This window comes from Sphingomonas sp. BK580 (assembly GCF_014194975.1).
Lineage (GTDB): Bacteria > Pseudomonadota > Alphaproteobacteria > Sphingomonadales > Sphingomonadaceae > Sphingomonas.
Genome location: NZ_JACIAY010000004.1, coordinates 63,378 through 84,713, shown reverse-complemented (window position 1 = coordinate 84,713; position 21,336 = coordinate 63,378). Strand labels below are relative to the sequence as shown.

Annotated in this window: 14 protein-coding genes; 5 read left to right on the top strand and 9 right to left on the bottom strand. The window is 70.4% G+C overall.

Annotated elements, in window-relative coordinates:
* Window positions 1–10 precede the first annotated feature (10 nt).
* Window positions 11–1,984, bottom strand: a complete 1,974-nt coding sequence (locus FHY05_RS09250; protein ID WP_183944110.1) for a glycoside hydrolase family 2 protein — start codon at window positions 1,982–1,984, stop codon at window positions 11–13.
* Window positions 1,985–2,110: 126 nt separating this feature from the next.
* Window positions 2,111–4,102 (bottom strand): MGH1-like glycoside hydrolase domain-containing protein, encoded by a 1,992-nt coding sequence (locus FHY05_RS09245; RefSeq protein WP_183944109.1) that lies wholly within the window; start codon window positions 4,100–4,102, stop codon window positions 2,111–2,113.
* Between the two features lie 130 nt (window positions 4,103–4,232).
* Between FHY05_RS09245 and FHY05_RS09240 the strand changes: the two genes are divergently transcribed.
* Window positions 4,233–4,664, top strand: coding sequence for a hypothetical protein (locus FHY05_RS09240; protein ID WP_183944108.1), 432 nt, complete (start codon window positions 4,233–4,235; stop codon window positions 4,662–4,664).
* The gene (locus FHY05_RS09235; protein WP_183944107.1) at window positions 4,657–5,250 is read left to right on the top strand and encodes a cysteine hydrolase family protein; all 594 of its coding nucleotides are present in this window, start codon (window positions 4,657–4,659) and stop codon (window positions 5,248–5,250) included. The genes FHY05_RS09240 and FHY05_RS09235 overlap by 8 nt, the downstream gene beginning before the upstream one ends.
* Window positions 5,251–5,438: 188 nt before the next feature.
* On the opposite strand, the gene FHY05_RS09230 is transcribed toward FHY05_RS09235, so the two are convergent.
* The 3 genes from FHY05_RS09230 to FHY05_RS09220 all read right to left on the bottom strand — a co-directional run bounded on the left by FHY05_RS09230 (window position 5,439) and on the right by FHY05_RS09220 (window position 8,789).
* Window positions 5,439–5,852: a VOC family protein gene (locus tag FHY05_RS09230; protein ID WP_183944106.1), complete on the bottom strand. Its 414-nt coding sequence runs from the start codon at window positions 5,850–5,852 to the stop codon at window positions 5,439–5,441.
* A gap of 23 nt (window positions 5,853–5,875) precedes the next feature.
* A complete protein-coding gene (locus FHY05_RS09225) occupies window positions 5,876–6,859 on the bottom strand; it encodes a methyltransferase (RefSeq protein WP_183944105.1) in 984 nt (327 codons plus the stop codon).
* A gap of 97 nt (window positions 6,860–6,956) precedes the next feature.
* Window positions 6,957–8,789 carry a family 1 glycosylhydrolase gene (locus FHY05_RS09220; protein WP_311732426.1) on the bottom strand — a complete coding sequence of 611 codons (1,833 nt, stop codon included), beginning with the start codon at window positions 8,787–8,789 and terminating at the stop codon, window positions 6,957–6,959.
* Window positions 8,790–8,968: 179 nt separating this feature from the next.
* Between FHY05_RS09220 and glf the strand changes: the two genes are divergently transcribed.
* Window positions 8,969–11,341: a UDP-galactopyranose mutase gene (gene glf, locus FHY05_RS09215; protein ID WP_311732425.1), complete on the top strand. Its 2,373-nt coding sequence runs from the start codon at window positions 8,969–8,971 to the stop codon at window positions 11,339–11,341.
* 9 nt (window positions 11,342–11,350) lie between these two features.
* Here glf and FHY05_RS09210 read toward each other — a convergent pair whose 3' ends face one another.
* Both FHY05_RS09210 and FHY05_RS09205 read right to left on the bottom strand, forming a co-directional pair.
* Window positions 11,351–13,858: a TonB-dependent receptor domain-containing protein gene (locus FHY05_RS09210; protein WP_311732424.1), complete on the bottom strand. Its 2,508-nt coding sequence runs from the start codon at window positions 13,856–13,858 to the stop codon at window positions 11,351–11,353.
* Window positions 13,859–14,171: 313 nt separating this feature from the next.
* On the bottom strand, window positions 14,172–17,405 hold the full coding sequence (locus FHY05_RS09205; protein ID WP_183944103.1) for a glycoside hydrolase family 2 TIM barrel-domain containing protein: 3,234 nt from the start codon (window positions 17,403–17,405) through the stop codon (window positions 14,172–14,174).
* A gap of 194 nt (window positions 17,406–17,599) precedes the next feature.
* Here FHY05_RS09205 and FHY05_RS09200 point away from each other — a divergent pair, with 194 nt between their 5' ends.
* Both FHY05_RS09200 and FHY05_RS09195 read left to right on the top strand, forming a co-directional pair.
* Window positions 17,600–18,661 carry a phosphatidylinositol-specific phospholipase C1-like protein gene (locus tag FHY05_RS09200; protein WP_183944102.1) on the top strand — a complete coding sequence of 354 codons (1,062 nt, stop codon included), beginning with the start codon at window positions 17,600–17,602 and terminating at the stop codon, window positions 18,659–18,661.
* A 214-nt stretch (window positions 18,662–18,875) separates the two neighbouring features.
* Window positions 18,876–19,259, top strand: a complete 384-nt coding sequence (locus FHY05_RS09195; protein WP_183944101.1) for a hypothetical protein — start codon at window positions 18,876–18,878, stop codon at window positions 19,257–19,259.
* 19 nt (window positions 19,260–19,278) lie between these two features.
* Here the strand turns inward: FHY05_RS09195 and FHY05_RS09190 are convergent, their stop codons facing one another.
* Window positions 19,279–20,139 carry an NAD(P)-dependent oxidoreductase gene (locus FHY05_RS09190; RefSeq protein ID WP_183944100.1) on the bottom strand — a complete coding sequence of 287 codons (861 nt, stop codon included), beginning with the start codon at window positions 20,137–20,139 and terminating at the stop codon, window positions 19,279–19,281.
* Window positions 20,136–21,122 (bottom strand): aldo/keto reductase, encoded by a 987-nt coding sequence (locus FHY05_RS09185; protein WP_183944099.1) that lies wholly within the window; start codon window positions 21,120–21,122, stop codon window positions 20,136–20,138. Before FHY05_RS09185 ends, FHY05_RS09190 begins: the two co-directional genes overlap by 4 nt.
* Window positions 21,123–21,336 lie beyond the last annotated feature (214 nt).

The window sequence follows — 21,336 nt, the reverse complement described above, 5'->3', positions numbered from 1 at the left end:
GATCTCAGCCCTATTTCCCCGATCCCGGCGCGGCGTCGTGCAGCGGCGCGTGAATGCGCGCGAACGTGGCCGGCGGCAGCTTGCTCTCGGCGCGATCGTAGGTGAGCAGGCCGTTGATCTCGCCTTCGACGTCGGTGGTCTGGGTGTAGACCGCCGCGCTCAGCCCGAGCTCGCGCGCCTGGCGGATCACCTCGTCGTACTTGCGCTGGTAGCGCGCCTGATAGTCGGCCTTGTCCTTCGCGGTCTGATAGCCCCAGTTGTTGCGCGCGGGGAACCACAGATGCCCCGGCACGGGCAGGCCGATGCCACCGAACTCTCCGATGACGATCGCGCGGTGCGTCTGGTGCGTCGGCGCCTTGGGCACGTCCTCGTAGGTGTGGATGTCGTACAGGTCGGAGCCCGCGTCGCCGGTGTCGAGCCAGCCCGATACCTTGTTGACGAGCCGGCTGGGATCGAGCTCGTGGACCATCTTGGCGAGCCGCGTCGAGGCATACTGTCCCCAGCCCTCGTTGTTGACCACCCAGGTCACGATCGAGGGATGGTTGCGCAGGTCGCTGATCATCCGCGTGAGCTCATATTCGAACGCGTCGGTGGTCTCCTGCGGCATCAGCGCCTCGCCCTGCGACGAGGGGCGGACGAACTGATCGAGGCTCTCGTCTTCCTCGCCCGAGGGCATGTCCTGCCAGATCAGGATGCCCATCCGATCGGCCTCGTAGTAATATTGCGCCGGCTCGACCTTGATGTGCTTGCGCAGCATGTTGAAGCCCGACTTCTTGAGATAGTCGATCTCGAACCGGATCGCCTCCTCCGATGGCGGTGTGAGCAGCCCGTCGGGCCACCAGCCCTGGTCGAGCGTGCCGTTCTGGAAGAGCGGCCTGTTGTTGAGCATCATCACCGGCTGGCCAGGTAGGGCGCCCGCACCGATCGAGCTCTTGCGCATCGCGAAATAGCCGTCGACCGTGTCGCGCGCGCCGCCCTGCACCGCCGCGCTGCGATAGAGCGCCGCCTCCTGCGCGGTGAGGATCGAGTCACCGCGCTGGCGATGCGGGCTGTTGTCTGGCCCGGTGTACGGGCTGCGCACCTTCACCAGCTCGACCTTGAGATCGTAGAGGAACGGATCGTCGGGCGACCACAGATGCGCGTCGGGGATCGCCAGCGTGGCGGGGCGATTGCCGCGCACCAACGCGGACGCCACCGTGCGGCCCTTCTGCGAGGCGGTGATCCGCACCGCGTCATCGTCCGCGGCGCTATGGTTGAGCGCGACGTCGACCGAGAGCGTGCCGCGGTCGATGTCGGGGGTGATCTTCATGTCCTCGACGTGGAGCGCGGGCACGGGCTCGAGCCACACGGTCTGCCAGATGCCGGTGACGGGCGTGTACCAGATGCTGTTGGGCTTGAGCACCTGCTTGCCGCGCGGCTGCGCGCCGGTCGAGGTCGGATCGGTGACCTGCACCACCAATTCGTTGTCGCCGGGCTTGAGATAGTCGGTGACGTCGAGGCTGAAGGCGTCCGATCCGCCGCGATGTGAGCCGACGAGGCTGCCGTTGACCATGATGCTGGCCTCATAGTCGACCGCGCCGAAGTGGAGCAGCACGCGCTGTCCCTGCCAATCGGCGGGCACCGCGAAGCGACGTTTGTACCACAGCCGGTCGTCGGGCGTGACTGAACGCGCCACGCCCGACAGGCGCGACTCGACCGCGAACGGGACGAGGATCTTGCCGTCCATCTTCGCCGGCTGCGGCGCCGCCTTGGGGCGAACCGCATAGTCCCACTGTCCGTTGAGGTTGAGCCATTTGGCGCGCTTCATCTGCGGGCGCGGATAGCTGCGCCAGGCGTTGTCCGGGGTGACGGCGCGGCCCCAGCGCGTGACGAGATCGCTGGTGTAGACCTTGCCCGCGGGTGCGGCGGGAGCGGTCTGTGCCGCCGCCAGCGGGCAGGTCGCCGCGCCAGCGAGCGCCGCGACGATGATGGCCAGCTTGCTCATGTCTCTCTCCCTGCAGGGCGTTCCGCCCGTCTTGTCAGAGCGATGGCACAGGCGATCCGATAAAGGAAAGCGAATTGTCAGATTATAGGCGCCGTGCTCCTGCGTCGGCGCAACCTCGGGACGCGGTCAGAACAATTTGATCTCTGCCAGTCGCATCGTATGGGCCGCCGGCACGTCGAACAGCACGCGGACGCGGCTGGTGGTCAGCGGCTGCCATATCGCGTGGGTGATGCCGTTCGCCAGCGGCGCGGTGCCGCGCACCGCCACGTCGCGCCAGCGCGCGCCATCCCAGGCCTGCACCTTGTAGCTGCGCGGCGCGGCGACCTGCGCACCGTCGGCGAAGAAGGCGAGCTCGGCCCGCTCGAGTCGGGTCGGCCGACCGAGATCGACCGCGAACCACTGCGCGCCGCCGCCGTCGGAGGACCAGCCGTTGGGCAGTTCGGGGAAGAACCACACGCGCCCGTCGACCGCGTCGTGGAGGTTCTCCGCCGCGGTGCCGCTCGACGCCGAGGGCCTGGGGAACTGCCCTCGGACGAGCTGAACCGCTCGGTCGATCGGGCGCGCGACCGGCGCGGGCGCGGCGCGCGATACCGCCACCGTCAGCCGTCCGGCCGAGGCGCGATGCGCCACGCGGCGGCCGTCGAGCTCCACCGTCAACCCGCGCTCGCCGTAGTGGCGCCCGTCGACGTCCCACGTCACGCTCAGGCGGTGGCCGTGGTAGGGCACGTCCTGCGCGCGGAACCAGGCAAGCGCCTGCGGGTCGCCGACGGCGGGCAGCAGCGGGTTGACGACGACCGTGTCGTCCGCCTGCGCACGGATCCCGACCAGACCGCCGAGCACGAGGTCGACGAAGCCCGAGTGGAAATAATGATGGCTGCGCGCGAGCCCGACGATCGGCCGCCCGGTGTCGGGATGATAGTCCTCCTCCAGGTCGAGCCGGTCACCCTGGTAGTGCAGCGCGGCATATTGCCGGAGGAGCCGCAGATAGTCCGAGCGGGTCACCACCGTCTGGTCGTAATGGTCGAGCAGGTTGGCCATGCCGAGCAGCAGCTGCGTCGTCTGGAACGGCCAGCTCGGCCCGTTCCACTGACACTCGGGCGCGTTCCCCTCGTAGCGATACTGGCGCATATAATGAGCGTAGCTCGGCTCGACGGTGCGCGGTCCCGCGGCGCCGCCGAGCTCGTCGGGTGACAGGACGTGGCGCCAGGCGGCGGCGAAGCGCGCACTGTCGTCGGGTAGGTCGAACGTCCACGGCACGTAGCCGACCAGTTCGCGCCCGCGGACCGGCGCCCAGTAGCGGACGTAGCGATTGCTGACCTTGTAGCGGTCGACGAAGTGGCCGAGCGTGGGGCTCCACAGGTCACGCTGCACCAACGCCTTGATCGTCGCGGCGCGCGCGGCGAAGTCGGCGCTGGCGGTCCGGTCGCCCGCCAGCGCGTACAGCTGCGACAGGGCGCGCGCGTTGGCGAACATATAGCTGTTGATCGAGGGACGGAACGCATCGCCGCCGCGGAACCCGTCCGTGCCGCCCGAGGCGTCGATCGAGGCGATCGTGTACTCGGTCGCGTCGAGCAGCGGCTCTACCCAGTAGAGCCGCCTGGCCCGGTCGCGGTGATCGTCCCAGGCGTCGTACAGCCGTCGCATCGCCGCGAGATGACGCGTCGCCGCCGCGCGATCGCCGTCGACGAGATACCGGCGCCACACGGCGTCGGCCATGTAATCGGTGAAGTGGCGGTCGTTCCCGCCGGTGTACATGTGCGCGATATAATCGTCGGCGTAGCGCCGGTCGTGCAGCCAGCGCCCCTCGCCGAGGTGGAAGCCGGTGGCGTCGTTGAGGCTGGCCCAGGGCTCGAGCTGCCACGGCACATCGTCGAGGAACTCGGTCGAGATGTAGCCGCGCTCGCCGAGGTCACGCTGGTGCGCGCGGTACAGCTGCCAGCGGTAGTAGTAGACCGAGTCGAGCCGGGAGTCCGCCGACTCGAAGAGGGGAATGCGCTGCTGGTACCAGGGCGCGTCGTTGCCGTAGCGCTCGCGCGCGACCCGCTCGGCGTCGATCGCCTGCGCCGGTGCGGCGAACAGCAGCGCGGCGGCAGCGAGCCGGCGTGCGGTGCGGATCATTCCCTCTCCCCTGTCCCTGCGACCGTGATGACAGCGGCTCACCGCGGTGCGCAAGGCGCTGATGTCGCGAAATCGACAGGAACCCACGCAGATCAACGCACGGACGCGGTGCGCATGTCAGGTTGCGCGCATGTTTCCGGACGCTTCCCCGCCCGCGCGGCCGCTGATCCTGCTCGCCGAGGCCGAGCCCTTCCGCGCCGATTACCTGCGCCACGCGCTGCACGACGCCGGGGCACAGCTGCTCGGACCGGTGCGCGCGGTGGTCGAGGGACTGGCGTTGCTCGCCAACCTCCGCGAGCGACCCGCCGCGGCGATCGTCAACCTGCGGCTGGGGGATGGTGCCGCGCTACCGCTGCTCGACTCGCTGGAGGATATGGCGGTGCCGCTGCTGCTGATCGGCGAGGCCGGGATGACGCCGCCGCCGCATCTGGCCGCGCGGCCGTGCCTGCTCTCGCCCTTCGCCTCGTACCAGATCGTCGCGGCGGTGCGCGCGCTCTCGGTCCCGCTGGCGCCGCCGCTGCGCGTCAGCCCAGCGCTGGCCGAGGGAGTCCGGCATGGCTGACGCCACCGAGCCGACGCCGGGCGCCTCGGCGCTGCTGATCATCGACATGATCAACGACCTCGATTTCGACGGCGGCGAACAGCTCGCGCCAGCGGCCGAGGCGGCCGCGCAGCGCATCCGCACGCTGCGCGACCGTGCCGACGCGGCCGAGGTACCGGTGATCTACGTCAACGACAATTTCGGCCAGTGGCATTCGGAGCGGTCGAGCATCGTCGACCATTGCCGCCGCGCGGGGAGCCGCGGCACCGCGCTGATCGACGCGCTGCGCCCACGCGACCGCGACTATTTCGTGGTGAAGCCCCAGTTCTCCGGCTTCTACGCGACCAACCTGCCTGTGCTGCTGCCGCAACTCGGGGTGCGCCGGCTGATCCTCACCGGGGTCGCCGCCGACATCTGCGTGCTCTTCACCGCCGCCGACGCGCATATGCGCGACTACGACCTGTGGGTACCCGAGGATGCGGTGGCGAGCGAGCGGACCGAGCATCTCGACTGGGCGCTCGAGCTGATGCGCAAGAGCATGTGCGCCGAGACCGCGGCGAGCGGCGCGCTGAGTCTGGCCGCGTGGCTGGCGCGAGCCGACGAGTGACACGCCCCCCAAAGGGGGGACCGCTGCGCAACGATCCACCGGGCCCGTTCCCTGTCCGTGTGCCGGCAGAGGCCGGAACCCCGCGCTGAGCAGAGCCGCGCCTCGTCGTGCGCCGCGCCGGGCTCCTGCCGGCGCGCGAGCGCCCAGAACAGTCCCGCGACCTTCCCCGAATGCCGGGGCATCGCGGCTCAATAGTTCGGCCACAGCCCTGGCGTCGCGATCTCCAGCACATGCCCGTCGGGATCGTTGAAGTAGACGCTGCGGCCACCGGCCGGCCAATGGATCTCGCTGAGCTCCCGCACGCCCCGCTCGCGCAAGTGATCGCGCCACGCGTCATAGTCCGGCGCCGCGGTCTTGAACGCCATATGGAGCGGGCCGGCCCCGTCGTGCCCGGGGATATGGCCCTGCGGTGTGTCCTCGCCCGCGGTGGACTGACCGCGCGCGAAGATCAGCAGCACGCTGCCGCCGCCGGCGTCGAACGCGGTGAGCCGCTCCTCGTCGCGCAGGATCGCCAGCCCCATGACGTCGCGGAAGAAGGCGATCGAGCGCGCCTTGTCGTCGACATAGAGTGCGGTCTCCAGCACCCCGTTGAGCTGCGGCATGGTCGTCTCCCGTGGCGCGGCGCTCAGGCGCCGCCGGTCCGCTCAACGACCAGCCCCACGGCGGCGATCCGCTCGACCTGCTCATAGCCGGGCTGGTCGAGATCCTCGCTGAAAATGTCGGGGTCGAGCTCGCGATAGTCGAGCCGCACGCCGATCGCGGGCAGGCGCTCGCGCAGCGCGTCGCGGAGCACGTCCCGTCCGTCGACGATCGACACACCGGTGTGGAGGATCAGCCGCCCGCCCGGTGCGAGCAGCGCGAGCCCCTGCACCACCCATTCGAGCGACAGCCGCGCGCCGTACAGGTCGCCGCCGTCGCGGTAGGCGCGTCTGCCCGAGTCGATCATGAACGGGGGATGGGTCACGATCAGGTCGAAGCCGCCGGTCAGTTCGCTCGGCGTCTGCACCTGCTCGGTCGCGTGGGTGACCTGGGCATGTTCGGCGTTGACGCTGGCGAGCGCGAGCGCGCGCGGGTTGACGTCGGCGAGCGTCAGATGCGCGCGGTCGAGCAGCGAGGCCGCGACGATGCCGCCCACGCCCGCGCCCGCGCCATAGTCGAGCACGCGGGTGGCGCCCGGATCGAGCCGTGCCGCGATCAGCTGCGCGAAGCGATGGCTGTCGGGGCCGAGAAAGACCGAGTCGGGTGCGTCGGTGGGAAAGGCCGAGTGGAGGAACAACCGCCCTTCCACGCGCGACACCCGCAGCAGAGGACGCAGGCGCCCGTCGGGCTCGATCGCCACCGCACCGGCGGCGCGCAGACCGGCGAGCAGCTCGGGATCGAGGGCGTCGCGCTCGAAGCGCCGGCTCCAGCCGAGCACGTCGCGGGCGTCGCGACCGAGCCGCTCGGGATCGCGCATGAGTACACGCGCGTGGGTCCCCGGTGTGGCGGTGACATGATCATAACCGCGGGCGTCGAGCAACCGCAGCAGCGCCAGCAACGCGGGACGACGCTCGGCCGCGGCCCAGGGCGCGGCGGGCCGCTGATCGAGTTCGCTTACTTCGTTTAACATGTTGAGTTCTCCCGGTTTTCTGATGCCGAGAGAACGAGCGCACACCGACCGATGTCCGCCCGTCTTCACTTGAGTGAGCCTGTTTTCCCGCGCGCGCTCAGGCCGCGCGCGTGAGCGTCGCTGCGCGCGCGTCGGCCTGCTCGGCGAGTGCCTGCTTGAGCGGGCGCAGCAGCAGCAGCCGGCGCACCCGCGGCTCCTGGCCCGCGTGACCATGCCGCACGCGCCACTCGCCGGTGGCGCGGTCGATCAGCAGGTCCAGCGCGGCACGGACCAGGTCGGGCGCGTAGGTAAGCGTCGTCGCGTCGCGCGACGGCGGCCGGTCGGCCGCGAACAGGTCGTCGGCGACGACCACCAGGGTCGCGGGGGCGCGGCCCGGCGGGCGCGGTGGCGCGTCGCTCCACGATGCCTGGAGCCGCAATCGCGGGCGCGTGGGTGCCGAGCCGTTGCGGCGCGGATCGCCGTCGAGGTCGATCACCGCCCAGGCCTCCGGCGAGTCGGTGTCGCGCTCGCCGAAGACCAGCGGGATCGCGCGCTGCGCACAGGCCATGGCGAGATGCGGCGCGAGCGCGTTGTCGCGGCCGAGCACCAGCAGCGGCGGCACCGCGACCTCGCTGGCGTCACGATATGGTCGCTGCGCGGTCATCGCGGCGGGGCGCGGCACCGCGGCGTAAGCGAGCCGGTCCGCGCGCCGCCACCAACCCGGCACGTGCACCAGCGGGTCGCGCTCACCGCCCGACACCAGCGCGCGCAGCAGCGGCACCATCGCCGTCGCGCGCGGCACCCCATCCGAGACGTCGTAGACGCCCGGCTCGTACAGCCCGCTCCCGGTCAGCAACGTGTTCCAGCCCTGGCTCCCGAGCAGCGACCAGCACGTCACAGCGCGCAGATCGACGCCGTCCCGGCGCAGCGCCAGCGCATCGTCCCAGGCCTCCGCCATCCAGCGCATCTGCTCCTCGCGCGTGCAGCCGTTGTGCACTTCAGTCACCGCCAGCGGCAGGCGGTAGCGAGCCCAGGCCTCCCGCAGCACCCCGGCCAGCCCCGGCGCCCCGGGCTCAAGCACACGCACCGCCTCGACGTCGGCGAACCGCTGGCGATCGTTGCCGCCATGCGTGTGCGCCGGGTAGCGCTCGACGCGATGGTCGAGGAAACGGTCGCTGGTGAGATAATGATTCACCCCGATCACGTCGGGGGGGCACGGCGCCGCGGCGAGCGCGTCGAGTCGCGCGGCGAGACCGGAGTCGCTCAATCGAGCGTAGAGCGGGTGCGCCGGCCCGACCCGTCCACACAGCAGATCCCACGTCGCCCAGCGCCGGACGTTGTCGAAGGCGACCTGGTCGCGTGTCGCCACGGTGCCGAAGCTGCGCCCGAGATCCTCGGTCTGGATCAGCTGCGCGCGCGGGTTGACCGAACGGATCGCCGCCATCGCGCGCGCGGTGCCTTCGACCTGGTTGACGAGCGCGCGCCAGAAGTCGCCCTCGTCGCGGCGATGCGGGTACCAGTGGCCGTAGAGCGCCGCGAAGCGCGCGGTGGTGAGCGGCTCGTTCACCGGGGTCCATCGCTCGATCCAGGGATAACGCGCGGCCGTGGCGCCCGCATAGTCCGCGAGCAGCCTGGGAAAATCCTCGTCGAGCAGATCGGTGTAGCGCGGCCCGGAACCGTGATGAACCAGCCCCGCGATCACGCCGACGCCGCGCGCGCGGCACCGCTCCAGCCGCTGGTCATACCAGGCATAGTCGCGCGATCCCGGCCTCTCGGGCGCGACGGTCTCCCAATGGATAGGGTAGCGGAGGGCGCGGACGCCGAGATCGGCGACGAGGTCGACGTCGTCGGGACGGTCGCGATGGCCGAGCAGCGCGAATTGATCGACGTAATGGTCGCCGACGCGATTCACGGTACACTCCAGGCCGCCCCATAGCTCGAGTTCGCGCACGCTCCGCTCCTCTGCCCGATCGTGCCGCCAACGTCCGGCTCCGCGCGCCGTTGCCTCGCCGATGCAAAATCCTTGCCGCGGGTCCAAAGCTAAACTTAGGTTTGTCAGATACTTACACTGGAACATGCGGCTATGTTGCTGAGTTTCCCAATGTGTCCGCAACACCGGGAGACTCCTCCGTGACCCTGCCCTCGTCCCCCCTGCCGCACCAGGACAGCCGTGCGACCGCCAGCGACGACAAGGGCACGCTGATCTGCTTCAGCCACCTGCGCTGGGATTTCGTCCTCCAGCGGCCGCAGCACCTGATGAACCGCTTCGCGCGCGCGCGACGGGTATTGTTCTGGGAGGAGCCGATCGTCGCCGCGGCGGATGCCGCGCCGCGCGTCGAGCAGCGCCGCTGCGCCGACACGGGCGTGACCGTGTGCACCCCGCACCTTCCCGCCGGGCTGGACGGCGACGCGGTGTGCACCACGCTGCGCGGCCTGCTCGATGCCCTGATGGCGTCGCCGCGCGGGCCGGTGGTGCGCTGGTATTACACCCCGATGATGCTGCCGTTCTCGGAGCATCTCGCCGCCGATTGCGTCGTCTACGACTGTATGGACGAGCTGTCGCAGTTCAAGAACGCGCCGCACGACCTGCTGCCACTCGAGCAACGGCTGCTCGACCAGGCCGATCTGGTCTTCACCGGCGGGCACAGCCTCTACGAGGCGAAGCGCGCGCGCCATGCCGCGGTACATGCTTTCCCCTCCAGCGTCGACGTCGCGCATTTCGCCGCCGCGCGCTCGCCCGGCACGGTGCCCGCCGACCAGAGCGACCTGCCCGCGCCGCGGCTCGGATTCTACGGCGTGATCGACGAGCGGATGGACCTGGACCTGCTCGCCGCGCTCGCCGACGCGCGCCCCGACTATCAGATCGTGATCCTCGGGCCGGTGGTGAAGATCTCACCCGACGATCTGCCGCGGCGAGCCAACCTCCATTATCCCGGCGGTCGCGGCTATGCCGAGCTGCCCGACTACCTGCGCGGCTGGGACGTGGCGCTGATGCCCTTCGCGATCAACGAGGCCACGCGCTTCATCAGCCCGACCAAGACACCCGAATATCTCGCCGCCGGTCGTCCGGTGGTGTCCACCCCGGTGACCGACGTGGTGCGCAGCTACGGCGACGTGCCGGGCGTGTTCGTCGCGGCCGACGCGGCGGAGTTCGCGGCGATGTGCGACGCCGCGCTCGAGCTGGCGCGTGCGCCCGAGCGATGGCTGCCCGAGGTCGACGCCCTGCTGGCACGCGGTTCGTGGGACCAGGTGCAGCGCGACATGGCGGCGCTGATCGACGAAGCAGTCGCGCGCGGCAGCCATGTCCAGCCGATCGTCTCGCCGCTGGCCTGGCCCGTGACGACGCGCGAGCGCTACGACGTGATGGTGGTCGGCGCGGGGTTCGCCGGCGCGGTGATGGCCGAGCGGCTCGCCGCCGGTTCGGGCAAGCGCGTGCTGGTGGTCGATCGCCGGCCGCACGTCGCCGGCAACGCCTATGACCATCTCGACGCCGGCGGCGTGCTGATGCATCAATATGGCCCGCACATCTTCCACACCAACTCGGGCGAGATCGTCGACTATCTGTCGCGCTTCACCGACTGGCGGCCGTACGAGCATCGCGTCCTCGCCGACGTGCGCGGCACATTGGTGCCGATGCCGATCAACCGGACCACGCTCAACGCGCTCTACGGGCTGGAGCTGGAGACCGAGGCGGAGGCCGCCGCTTTCCTCGCCAGCCGCGCCGAGCCGGTCGATGTCGTGCGCACCTCGGCCGACGTGGTGATCTCCGCCGTCGGTCGCGACCTCTACGAGACCTTCTTCCAGGGCTACACGCGCAAGCAATGGGGGCTCGACCCGTCCGAGCTCGACAAATCCGTTACCGCGCGCGTGCCGACGCGCACCAACACCGACGACCGCTATTTCACCGACAGCTTCCAGGCGATGCCGCTCGACGGCTACACTCGCATGTTCGAGCGGATGCTCGATCATCCGAACATCGACGTGCTGCTGGGCGTCGATTACCACGAGGCGCGCGACGCCTACCCACACGACCACCTCGTCTTCACCGGGCCGATCGACGAATATTTCGGCTACCGCTACGGCAAGCTGCCGTACCGCTCGCTGCGTTTCCAGCACGAGACGCTGGCACAGGAGTGGCACCAGCCGGTGGCGGTGGTGAACTATCCCTCGCCCGACGTGCCGTACACGCGCGTGACCGAGTACAAGCACCTCACCGGGCAGCAGGCGCCGAACACCAGCATCACCTACGAATATCCCAGCGCCACCGGTGACCCCTATTATCCGATCCCGCGCGCGGAGAACCAGGAGCTGTTCAAGAGGTACGAGGCACTCGCCATCGCCGAGGCCGGGGTGAGCTTCGTCGGGCGGCTCGCGACCTATCGCTACTACAACATGGATCAGGTCGTCGGGCAGGCGCTCGCCACCTATCGCCGGCTGGCGGAGCGCTGGCGCGAGCCCGACGCGCCGCGGGTGGAGCCGCTGCTCCGCCCCGCGGCGGCCTGATCGGCTAGCTCAGAGCAGCAGGCGCAGCGCCAGCGAGGTGGTGCGCCCGTTGACCGAGCGGGCGCGGACGATGCCGCCGGCCGGGATCGTCCCGTTCTCGGACTCGGTGAAGCCGAGCTGGTCGAGCAGGTTGTTGCTGTTGACCCACAGCTGCAACCGCTCGCCGAGGTGCCAGGTGGCGAACGCACCGACCGTGGCGAACCCGGGCAGCTTCAGCCGGTTCTCGTCCTGCGCGAAGCTGCTGGTCGTGCCGACGACGTTGGCGCCGAGCTCGATCGGGCCCAGCGTCAGCTCGGGGGTGGTCTGGAAGATGAAGCGCGCCTGCCGCCGTGGCACGTGACCGACCGTGCTCGGGTCGATCTGGTCGATCGCGATCCTGCTATCGGTGAGGGTCGCGCCGGCGGTCAGGCTGAACACCCAACCGGTGAGCGCCCCCTCCGCCTCGACCCCGTGTGCACGATAGACCCGGTCGATGAACGAGCCGGGGGTGGTGATCTGCGCGTTCTGCTCGCCGGTTCGTGCCCAGAAGCCGGTGAGATCGAGTCGCACGCCGTCGTCGCGGTACTTCAGCCCTCCCTCGACCTGCTCGACCCGGTCGACCGCGGCGCGGCGGTTGGTCAGCGCGCCGGTGGCGACGTCCAGCCCTGGGCCGAACAGCAGCCGGTCCGAGTTGGTGCGGGCGCCGCGGCTGTAGCGCGCGAACAGCGCGAAGGGCTCGGCGACGCGCCAGTTGATGCCGGTCGAGTAGGACAAATAGCGCCAGCCGTAGAAGACCGGCGCCGGGCTGCCGAGCGGCAGCACCGCGACGCGCCGTTCCGCCGCCGCGATCGTGCCGTCGCCGTTCATGTCGCGCGCGGTGAGCGTGGGCCGTCCCCCGCCCAGGTCCGATCCGTAGATCAGTCCGGCGGCGTCGCCGAAATCGTAGCGCAGGCTGCCGCCCAGCGAGACGCCACCCAGCCTGTAGTTGAGCGAGCCGAACGGCGCATTGGTGTGATAGTCGACGCGGTGGCGGCGGCGACAGCAGTCACCGAAGAAGCTCGCGCCGTAACCGTAGAAGCCGTCCTGCGTCACCGCCACGCTCCGCGAGTCATACAGGTCGATCATCGTCGCCGTGCCGCGGCCGCGCAGCTCGAGCAGGTCCGACGTCCACAGCCAATCGGTGTGGACGTCCTGGCGCGAACGGTAGAAGCCCAGCGTGCTGGTCAGCTCGCCGCCTCCGACCGGATCGACGCGGCTCGCGCGCAGATCGTTGAACAGATTGCCGAAGCTGTTGATCTTGGCGTCGAAGACGATGTTCTCGACGAGCAGGCCGTTGCCGGCACCGAGCTGGCCGCGCCGGGTGATCTTCTGGCCGGGCTGCGCCCCCGTGGCGTAGCGCAGCGTCGCGCCGGCGCCGCCGAGCGCCGCGGCGACGTCGCTCGCGGCGGCGATCGCGGCGGGGAAGTTGGCGATGAAGCGGCCCGCGATGCGGGTGAAGCGGAAGCGGTCGATCACCGTCCAGCCGGCGAGCGTCGCCTGCGCCTCGAGCCCGATCGCGCCGACCACCGGGTGCATGCCGTCGCGCAGGTCGTGGACGCTGCGGCGGTTGGCGCCGTCCAGCGTGACGTTGCGGAGCGCGTAGCGCGACGAGAGCGCGTCACGGCCGATGTCGAAGCCCGGCAGGCTCTCGTAGTGCGGGTCGGCGTCGCTGCCCGTCACGCGCACCGGGTTGGGCATGTAGCTCACGGCGCGGTCGTCGAGCGATTTGCCGTAGAGGCGCACGTAGCCGCCGTCGAACTCCTTGGTGAGGTTCAGCTTGATCTGGCCGCCGCGGTTGCCGTCATAGCCGATCCGCCGCGGCCCCTCGCCCCGGCGGACGAAACCGCCGACGTGGAAGCGCCAGCCGCGGCCGAGCCGCCCGCCATAGTCCATGTCGAGGCGATGCTCGCCATAGTCGAGCCCGGTGAGCAGCTGCACCGCGCCCCCCTCGGTCTCGCCGGTCTTGGAGATCAGGTTGATCACGCCGCCGGGCGAGTTGGACGCGAAGGTCGAGGCCGAGCCGCCGCGCACTGAGTCGACGCTGGCGACGCCCAGATCGGCGCGCAGGAAGATGTCGGCATTGCCGAAGACCAGGTCGCCGTATTCGACGACCGGCAGACCGTCCTCCTGGAGCTGCAGGTATTTGCCCCCGCCGGTCGCCATCGGCAGGCCGCGGATCGAGAGATTGGCGTTGCCCTCGCCGCCCGAGCTCTCCGACCGGATGCCGGGGATGTTGCGGAAGATCTCGGCGATCGAGCGTGGCGCGATCTTGTCGATGTCGCTGGCGAGCAGCTGGCTGGTCGAGACCGCGGTGTCGAGCCGGTCGCGGCCGCGCGCCACCGCGGTGACGACCACGTCGCGCCGCGGCGGCGCCTCGGCGGGAGTCGTAGCGGCCTCGTCACGGCCGCCCGTCGCGGGCGCCTGCTGCGCGGCGGCGAGCTGCGGCGCTGTTGATCCCAGCGGCACGCAGGTGAACAGAAGCAAGGTCTTGATATGCACGAAGCGCCCCTTTTTATCTGGCGCCCCTATGATAAGTCGGATCCCTGGTGGTGCTGCGGCAGCGAAGATCGCACCAGATCAGATCAAAAAACGAAGGCTTTGATTATCGGGCCATTTATTTCCTCCAACGCCACGATGAATCGCCGATCTGCGCCAGCACTGGCTCTGCGAACACGGATACTGCGCCATTAACGCCCTGCTGCCGGCGTCGTCAGCCCCTGACCCACGTCGAGCGATCCAGGCCTCTGCGTCCGCAGAGGCACGCCGCTGGTTCACCAGCCGAACTACGCGCAGCCGACGCGACGGGGCGCGATCACTCCTCGCCGGTCGCGCTCGCCGCCCGGGCACGGTCGGGCGTGGTGCCCTCGCCCGCGAACGGAGTCAGGCGGAAGGTCACGCGCGTCGGCTCCAACCGCGTCAGATACTGCGGCATCGGCAGCCCCGCCTGGCTCCACTCGGTGTTGCCGCCGACGCCCCATTGCGCGGAGTCGATCAGCAGCGTCACCTGCCCGTGCGGCACCACGTCGGTCGACTTCCACGTGCCCGGTGTGTGGCGGTCGAGATCGGCATAGGGGAAGGCCAGCGCGTTCATCATCAGCGGCTGGTCACCCTGGACGCGCACGCCGCGCCCGCCGCCCGACAGCTCCATCCAGCGCACGTCGACCTTGTTGCCGGTCTCCTGCGGGCGGATGAAGTCGTGGTTCTGCTCGGCGATCCTGCCGCGCCAGAGCCCGATCGGCGCCGAGGTCTTGCGGTCGACATAGCTCTCGTGCGGCCCGCGGCCGTACCACTCCACCTCGGTCACGTCGGTCGGCATCGCGAAGGCGAGCCCGACGCGGAACGGCGCGGGCAGGTCGGCCTTCACCGGCGTGAACCGCCCGTCGACCGCGACGCTGCCGTCGGCCGCCATGGCGTAGCGCGTGGTGAAGGTCGCGGCGCCGTCGCCGAGCGCATAGTCGACCGTGACCTCGGCGCCGGCGTCGGTGCGCGCGCTGCGCACCGCGGTGACCCGCCGCGTGTCGCTCATCGCCTTCCACATGGCGAGCTTGCGATCGGTGCCGATGCCGATGTCATTGTCGGTCACCGCGCGCCAGAAATGCGGCGCGCCGCCGCTCGCGAGCGTGCGCCCGCCCTGCGCATAGTCGCGCACCAGCCCGGTCGCGCGATCGATCGTGAGCGTCGCGCCGTTCGCCGACAGCGTCACCGCGCCGCCCGCCTGCTTGAGCGCCACCGCCCCCGCGGCCGCCGCCGGCGCGCTGGCCGCGCCCGGCTGGACCTGGAACTGCTCGAAACCGAGCAAGGTACCGCCTCCCACGCCGGGGATCGCCCCCTCCCTGGCGCGGACGTTGACCGTGACGAAATACTCGGCGCCCGCACGGCGCTGGTAGCCCGTGAGCGGCAGCGTGATCGTCTCCGCGCCCCGCGCAGGGGTGGCGAGCGGCGCCAGCACGCCCTTCGCGACCGGCACCCCGTCCTCCTCCAGCTCCCAGTCGAAGCTGAAGCCCGACAGGTCACGGAAGTCGTGGCGGTTCCGGACCGTCACGCGCCCGCTCGCCGCGTCGAAGCCGTCGAACTGCGCCGGCGCATAGACCTTGCGCAGCTCGTACAGCTGCGGGTTGGGCGTGCGGTCGGACTGGAGCAGGCCGTCGCCGAACTCGATGTCGCCACCCGGGTTGGGGCCGTACTCGCCGCCGTCGCCCCAGTAACGCCGTCCGTCCTTGGTGTAGCGGTACATCGACTGGTCGACCCAGTCCCACACGAAGCCGCCCTGCAGCTTGTCGGGGTGGGCGTAGATCGTGTCCCAATATTCCTTCAGGTTGCCACCGGTCTGGCCCATCATGTGCGCGTACTCGCACTGGATCATCGGCTGCTTGAAGCGCCAGTTGACGGCATAGTCGCGCATCTTCTCGACCGTGTCGTACATCGGCGCGTAGATGTCGGCGAAGTAATTGGGGCGATGGTCGTGGACGCCCTCCCACGTGCCCCAGCCGAGATAGCTGAGCAGCCGCGACGGGTCGCGCTGCTTGGCCGCGGCGGCGCCCGCCTCGAAGTTCGGCCCGATCCCGGCCTCGTTGCCGAGCGACCAGAAGATCACCGAGGCGTGGTTCTTGTCGCGCTCGATCATGTTGGTGACGCGGCTGACATGCGCGTCCTTCCACGCCGGGTCGAAGCCGATCTGGAGTTTGGCGCGATCGTCGGGGTGGTTGTTGCCGGCCTCCATGTAGGCGTGGCTCTCGACGTTGGCCTCGTCCATCACATAGAGCCCGTAGCGGTCGGCGAGCTCGTACATATACGGGTCGTTGGGATAGTGCGACATGCGCAGCGCGTTGACGTTGTTGCGCTTCATCAGCTGAACGTCGCGCTCCATCGAGGCGCGCGTGATCGTGTGGAAGGTCTCGGGGTCGTGCTCGTGGCGGTTGACGCCGCGGATCGTGATCGGCCTGCCGTTGACCGTCACGCGCCCGTCGATGATGGCGACGGTGCGGAAGCCGATCTGGCGCGCGCTCGACTCGATCAGCGCGCCCTTGACGTCGTACAGTTCGACCAGCAGGGTGTAGAGGTTCGGCGTCTCCGCGGTCCACGGCCGCACGTTCGCCACGGTGCCGCTCAGCGTCGCCTTGCGCTCGCCCGTGCCCCCCGCCACCGCGGCGCGCGCCTGTTGGAGCACGCGGTCGCCCTCCATCAGCACGTAGCGCGCGCTCGTCGCGGCGGCGCCGGTGACCGCCACCTCGACCGCGAGCGTGCCGTCGCGATAGGCGTCGTCGAGCCCGGCGTGGACGAACACGTCGCGCACGCGCGTCTTCGGCGCGGCGAGCAGGTAGACCGAGCGCTCGATCCCCGAGACGCGCCAGAAATCCTGGTCCTCGAGGTAGCTGCCGTCGGACCAGCGGTGGATCTGGATCGCCACCGTATTGCGCCCCGGCTTCACGAAGCGGGTGACGTCGAACTCGCTCGGCAGCTTCGAATCCTCGGAATAGCCGACCTTCTCGCCGTTGACCCAGATCTCGTAGGCGGAGCCCGCCGCGCCGATGTGGAGGATCACGTCGCTGCCCTGCCAGCTCGCGGGCAGCTCGACGTCGCGGCGGTACGAGCCGACCGGGTTGGTCGCGTGCGGGATCAGCGGGCGGTTGGCGGGAAAGGGATAGGTGACGTTGTTGTAGCGCGGCTGGTCGAAGCCCTGCGCCTGCCAGTCGCCGGGGACCTTGATGTCCTTCCACCCCGCCACGTCATAGCTCGGTTGCTCGAACCCCGCCGGCAGGTCGTCCGAGCTGGGCGACAGCGCGAACTTCCACGTGCCATCGAGCGCGACATAGCGCGCGGAGCGCGCCTCCGCGCCCGCCAGCGCGAGCGCGCGCGTCTCAAACGGGAAGCCGGTCGCGTGCGCGGGCATCTTGTCGCGCGCGTTGACCGCGGGGTTCTCCCAATCGGGGCGGGACGGATCGACCTGTACCGGCTGCACCTGCGGCAACCCCTGCGCCGCGGCCCCCGATCCGAGCGGCATGAGCAGCGACGCGGCGGCGACGCCGGCGAGCAACAGCGAGCGCATTCCCTCTTTCCTCCCCTGCGGGCAGCCTTCCGCCACCCTGCTATTGTCTGACGATAATACCACCCGACGCGGGCACAAGCGCTCTCGCGCAAGTCGCTGATGTTCAGCGCAAACCATTGCTGCTGGCAGGAAGGACTCGGACGGCGGGAGAGAGTGTCACGCCAGTTTCACGCGCGCTTCCTAGGGCCGCGCGCATGATCCGTCTCGTCCGCGCGCTCGCGCTCGCCGCTGTCCTTTCCGCCCCCGCCGCCGCGCGCGACGCCGCGCCGCTGCGGCTCAACGACCTGCAGGTGATCGGCACGCACAACAGCTACAAGCGCGCGATGCCCGCCGCGACGATGGCGCGGCTGCGCGCCGCCGACCCGAAGCTCGCCGACGCGCTCGACTATGCACACCGCGACCTCGGCGAGCAGCTCGACAAGGGCGCGCGCCAGCTCGAGATCGACGTCAACTACGACCCGCAGGGCGGCCATTATGCGCGCGGCTCGGACGATCCCGCGCTGCGCCGGCCGGGGTACAAGGTGCTCCACATCCCCGGCATCGACAATTCGTCGAGCTGCGTGCTGCTGACCGACTGCCTGACGATCATCCGCCGCTGGTCCGACGCGCACCCGCGCCACGTACCGATCATGCTGATGTTCAACATCAAGGACGAGCAGAACGCGGCGCGGGGCGGGATCGACTCGGTCGTGCCCGACGCCGCGGGCTATGACGCCCTCGACGCCGAGGTCCGCGCAGTGCTGCCGCCGGCCAAGCTGATCACCCCCGACGACGTCCAGGGCCGCTTCCCGACGCTGCGCGAGGCGGTGCGGGCGAACAATTGGCCGACGCTCGAGCAGGCACGCGGCAAGATCCTGTTCGCGATGGATGAGACACCCGCCAAGGTGGCGCTGTATCGCGGCGGACGGCGGTCGCTGGAGGGACGCGTGTTCTTCATCAACACCGACGAGAACTCGCCCGCGGCGGCCTATCTGACGCTCAACGAGACGATGGCGGACGCCGCGCGGATCCGTCGCGACGTCGCGGCGAACTATCTGGTGCGCACCCGCGCCGACGCCGAGACGCGCGAGGCGCGGACCGACGACACGCGCCGCCGCGATGCCGCGCTGGCGAGCGGGGCGCACTATGTATCGACCGATTATCTCTGGCCCGACCCGCGCTTCACCGGCGGCTATCACGTGGCGCTGCCGGGCGGCGGTGTGGCGCGCTGCAACGCGGTGCGCCGGCCGAGAGGGTGCACGATCGACGAGCGGTGAGCATCGAGCCGGACGCGCCAGCGGCGGCAGCTTTCCGGCCACAACCTTAACTCATTTCACGCATCCACGGTGCGGCGCACTCAGGCGCGGGGGGTCCGCGGGCCGGTAAATCCTGAAACAAGGTCAGGATGACGCTCGCCCTTGGCCGGTGTTTCGTTCACCCTCTCGTGCGACTAACGCAACCTTCACCAATCCTTGGCTATGCCACGCGGCGATGACCGCGCATTTCCTCATCCAGGTCGACGTGCCGCGCGCGCTGGTGCGCATCACCATGTCGGGCTTCTTCGACGCCGCCGCGATCGCCCGCTTCGTCGCCGCGCGTGACGCCGCCCACGCGCTGCTCACCTGCGGCGCCAACGCGCACGTCACCCTCGTCGACATCCGGGACATGGATATCCAGGCACAGGGCAGCGTCGCCGAGTTCCGCGCCGTGCTCGCCGACCCGCGTCACGCCTCGCGGCGCCTCGCCTTCGTGGTCGCCCGCTCGCTCGCGCGATCGCAGATCCGCCGCGCCGCGGCCGAGCGCGCGGCCTGCTATTTCGAGACGGTCGAGCAGGCCGAGGCGTGGCTGCTCGGCGCGGAGTCGGCGGCAGCGTAGCGGCGGGCGCCGGCCCGACTCACATGCCAGCGCCGCGGCGCAGCGCCAGCGCCATCGCGGACCAGTCGATGTCCTCGCCCTCCGCCGCGATCGTGCCGCGCAGATGGTCGCGCACGATCCCCAGCAGCGGCATCGGCACGCGGTAGGCGGTCGCCGCGGCGTCGGCGAGCGTCATGTCCTTCAGCCCGAGTGGTGCCGGGAAACCGGCGGGGCGGAACTCGTCCCGCACCAGCAACTCGCCGTAGGTGCGATAGACCGGCGCGCCGAACAGCGTCTCGGTCAGGATCTCGAGCAGCGCGGCGCGCGCCACGCCGCCGCGCTCGGCCAGCGTCATCGCCTCGGCCATCGCCTCGACGGCGGCCATGATCATGAAATTGCCGCTGAGCTTGACGAGGTTGGCGGCAGGGGCGCGCTCGCCGACGCGGAAGGTGCGCTGCCCGATCGCGTCGAACAGCGGCTGCGCGCGGTCGATCGCGGCGTCCTCGCCGGCCGCCACGACGAACAGCTTGCCCGCCTCGGCTGCCGGTGGTCGCCCGAACACCGGCGCCGAGACATAGCCCCCAGCCCTGGACTCGGCGGCGAGCCGCTCCGCCAGCGCGACCCCGATCGTGCTGTGCGAGACGTGGAGCGCGGGCGCCGCGGCGATCCCGTCCTCGCCCCACACGACCGCCTCGACCGCGCGATCGTCGGCCAGCATCGTCATCACCACCTCGCCCTGCGCGGCGTCGGCGGGCGAGCTGGCGGCACGCGCCCCCGCCTCGGTCAGCGGCGCCGCCTTGTCGGCGGAGCGGTTCCACACGCTGACCTCATGCCCCGCCTTCAGCAGGTTGCGCGCCATCGCGCCGCCCATCTGACCCAGACCGATGAACCCGACCTTCATGCGCTGACTCCCTCGCTCGGCACCGGCGCCGCGTCGGGGATCAGCCCGTCCGCGCGCAATTCACTCCACAGCGCCGCCGGCAGCGGCGTCGTCATGAGCCGCGCATTCTCGCGCACCTTCTCGGCGCGCTTGGCGCCCGGGATCACCGCGGCCACAACGTTGGGAGCGGCGCAGAACTGGAGCGCGACGGCGCGTAGGTCGGCGCCGTGACGCGCGCACACCGCCGCGATCCGGTCGCGCCGCTCGATCATCTCGCGCGGCGCCTCGGCATATTCGAAGGTGGTACCGCCCGCGAGCAGCCCCGAATTGTACGGGCCGCCGATCACCACCGCGGCGTCGCGCTCCTCGCACAGCGGGAAGAAGCGGTCGAGCGCCGGCTGGTTGAGCAGGCTGTAGCGCCCCGCCAGCAGGAAGACGTCGGGGTCGGCCCGTTCCAGCGCACGCAGGCACGGCTCGACGAGGTTGACGCCCAGCCCCCAGCCGCGGATCACGCCCTGGTCGCGCAACGCGGCGAGCGCGCGGAAGGCGCCGCGCTCGGCGAGCGCGAACTGCTCCTCCCAGGCGTCGCCGAGATGGTCGGCGGCGAGGTCGTGGACGAAGGCGACGTCGATCCGCGCCAGCCCGAGCCGCTGCAGGCTGTCCTCGATCGAGCGCAAGGTGGCGTCATAGCCGTAATCGGGCTCGACGCGGAACGGCAGGCCGTGCCGGAACGGCGGGTTCTCGGGCCGGCTAGAGTCGGGGCGGAGCAGCCGACCGACCTTGGTGGACAGGACGAACTCATCGCGCGGATAGTCGCGCAGCACCGCGCCGAAGCGGTGCTCGGACAGGCCGCTGCCGTAATGCGGCGCGGTGTCGAAATAGCGCACGCCGCTGTCCCAGGCGGCGCGCAGCGCATCGGTCGCGATCGCCTCGTCGACGACCTCATACATATTGCCGAGCGGCGCGCCGCCGAAACCGAGGGGACCGGGTGGGTGGAAAGGCATGGCGGCTCCTGCGAATCGCTGGGAGAGTACATGACCAACCACCACCCTGGCGTCCGCCGAGGTGGGTGCGGGAGGTCGGGTACCAGCTCCGAGACTGTCCAAGCGCGACGCATCCCGACGCGTTCCGCCGTCCACCGCTGCTCGCCATCGTCCCGCCGCGCCTTTTCCGCCGCGACCCACCGCTTTGCGCTGTCCTACATGGAACAGGCATGGA

Excerpts from the sequence above, each read along its gene's own strand:
- FHY05_RS09250 (WP_183944110.1), bottom strand. The coding sequence starts at position 1,984 with ATGAGCAAGCTGGCCATCATCGTCGCGGCGCTCGCTGGCGCGGCGACC.
- FHY05_RS09245 (WP_183944109.1), bottom strand. The coding sequence starts at position 4,102 with ATGATCCGCACCGCACGCCGGCTCGCTGCCGCCGCGCTGCTGTTCGCC.
- FHY05_RS09240 (WP_183944108.1), top strand. The coding sequence starts at position 4,233 with ATGTTTCCGGACGCTTCCCCGCCCGCGCGGCCGCTGATCCTGCTCGCC.
- FHY05_RS09235 (WP_183944107.1), top strand. The coding sequence starts at position 4,657 with ATGGCTGACGCCACCGAGCCGACGCCGGGCGCCTCGGCGCTGCTGATC.
- FHY05_RS09230 (WP_183944106.1), bottom strand. The coding sequence starts at position 5,852 with ATGCCGCAGCTCAACGGGGTGCTGGAGACCGCACTCTATGTCGACGAC.
- FHY05_RS09225 (WP_183944105.1), bottom strand. The coding sequence starts at position 6,859 with ATGTTAAACGAAGTAAGCGAACTCGATCAGCGGCCCGCCGCGCCCTGG.
- FHY05_RS09205 (WP_183944103.1), bottom strand. The coding sequence starts at position 17,405 with ATGCGCTCGCTGTTGCTCGCCGGCGTCGCCGCCGCGTCGCTGCTCATG.
- FHY05_RS09200 (WP_183944102.1), top strand. The coding sequence starts at position 17,600 with ATGATCCGTCTCGTCCGCGCGCTCGCGCTCGCCGCTGTCCTTTCCGCC.
- FHY05_RS09195 (WP_183944101.1), top strand. The coding sequence starts at position 18,876 with ATGACCGCGCATTTCCTCATCCAGGTCGACGTGCCGCGCGCGCTGGTG.
- FHY05_RS09190 (WP_183944100.1), bottom strand. The coding sequence starts at position 20,139 with ATGAAGGTCGGGTTCATCGGTCTGGGTCAGATGGGCGGCGCGATGGCG.
- FHY05_RS09185 (WP_183944099.1), bottom strand. The coding sequence starts at position 21,122 with ATGCCTTTCCACCCACCCGGTCCCCTCGGTTTCGGCGGCGCGCCGCTC.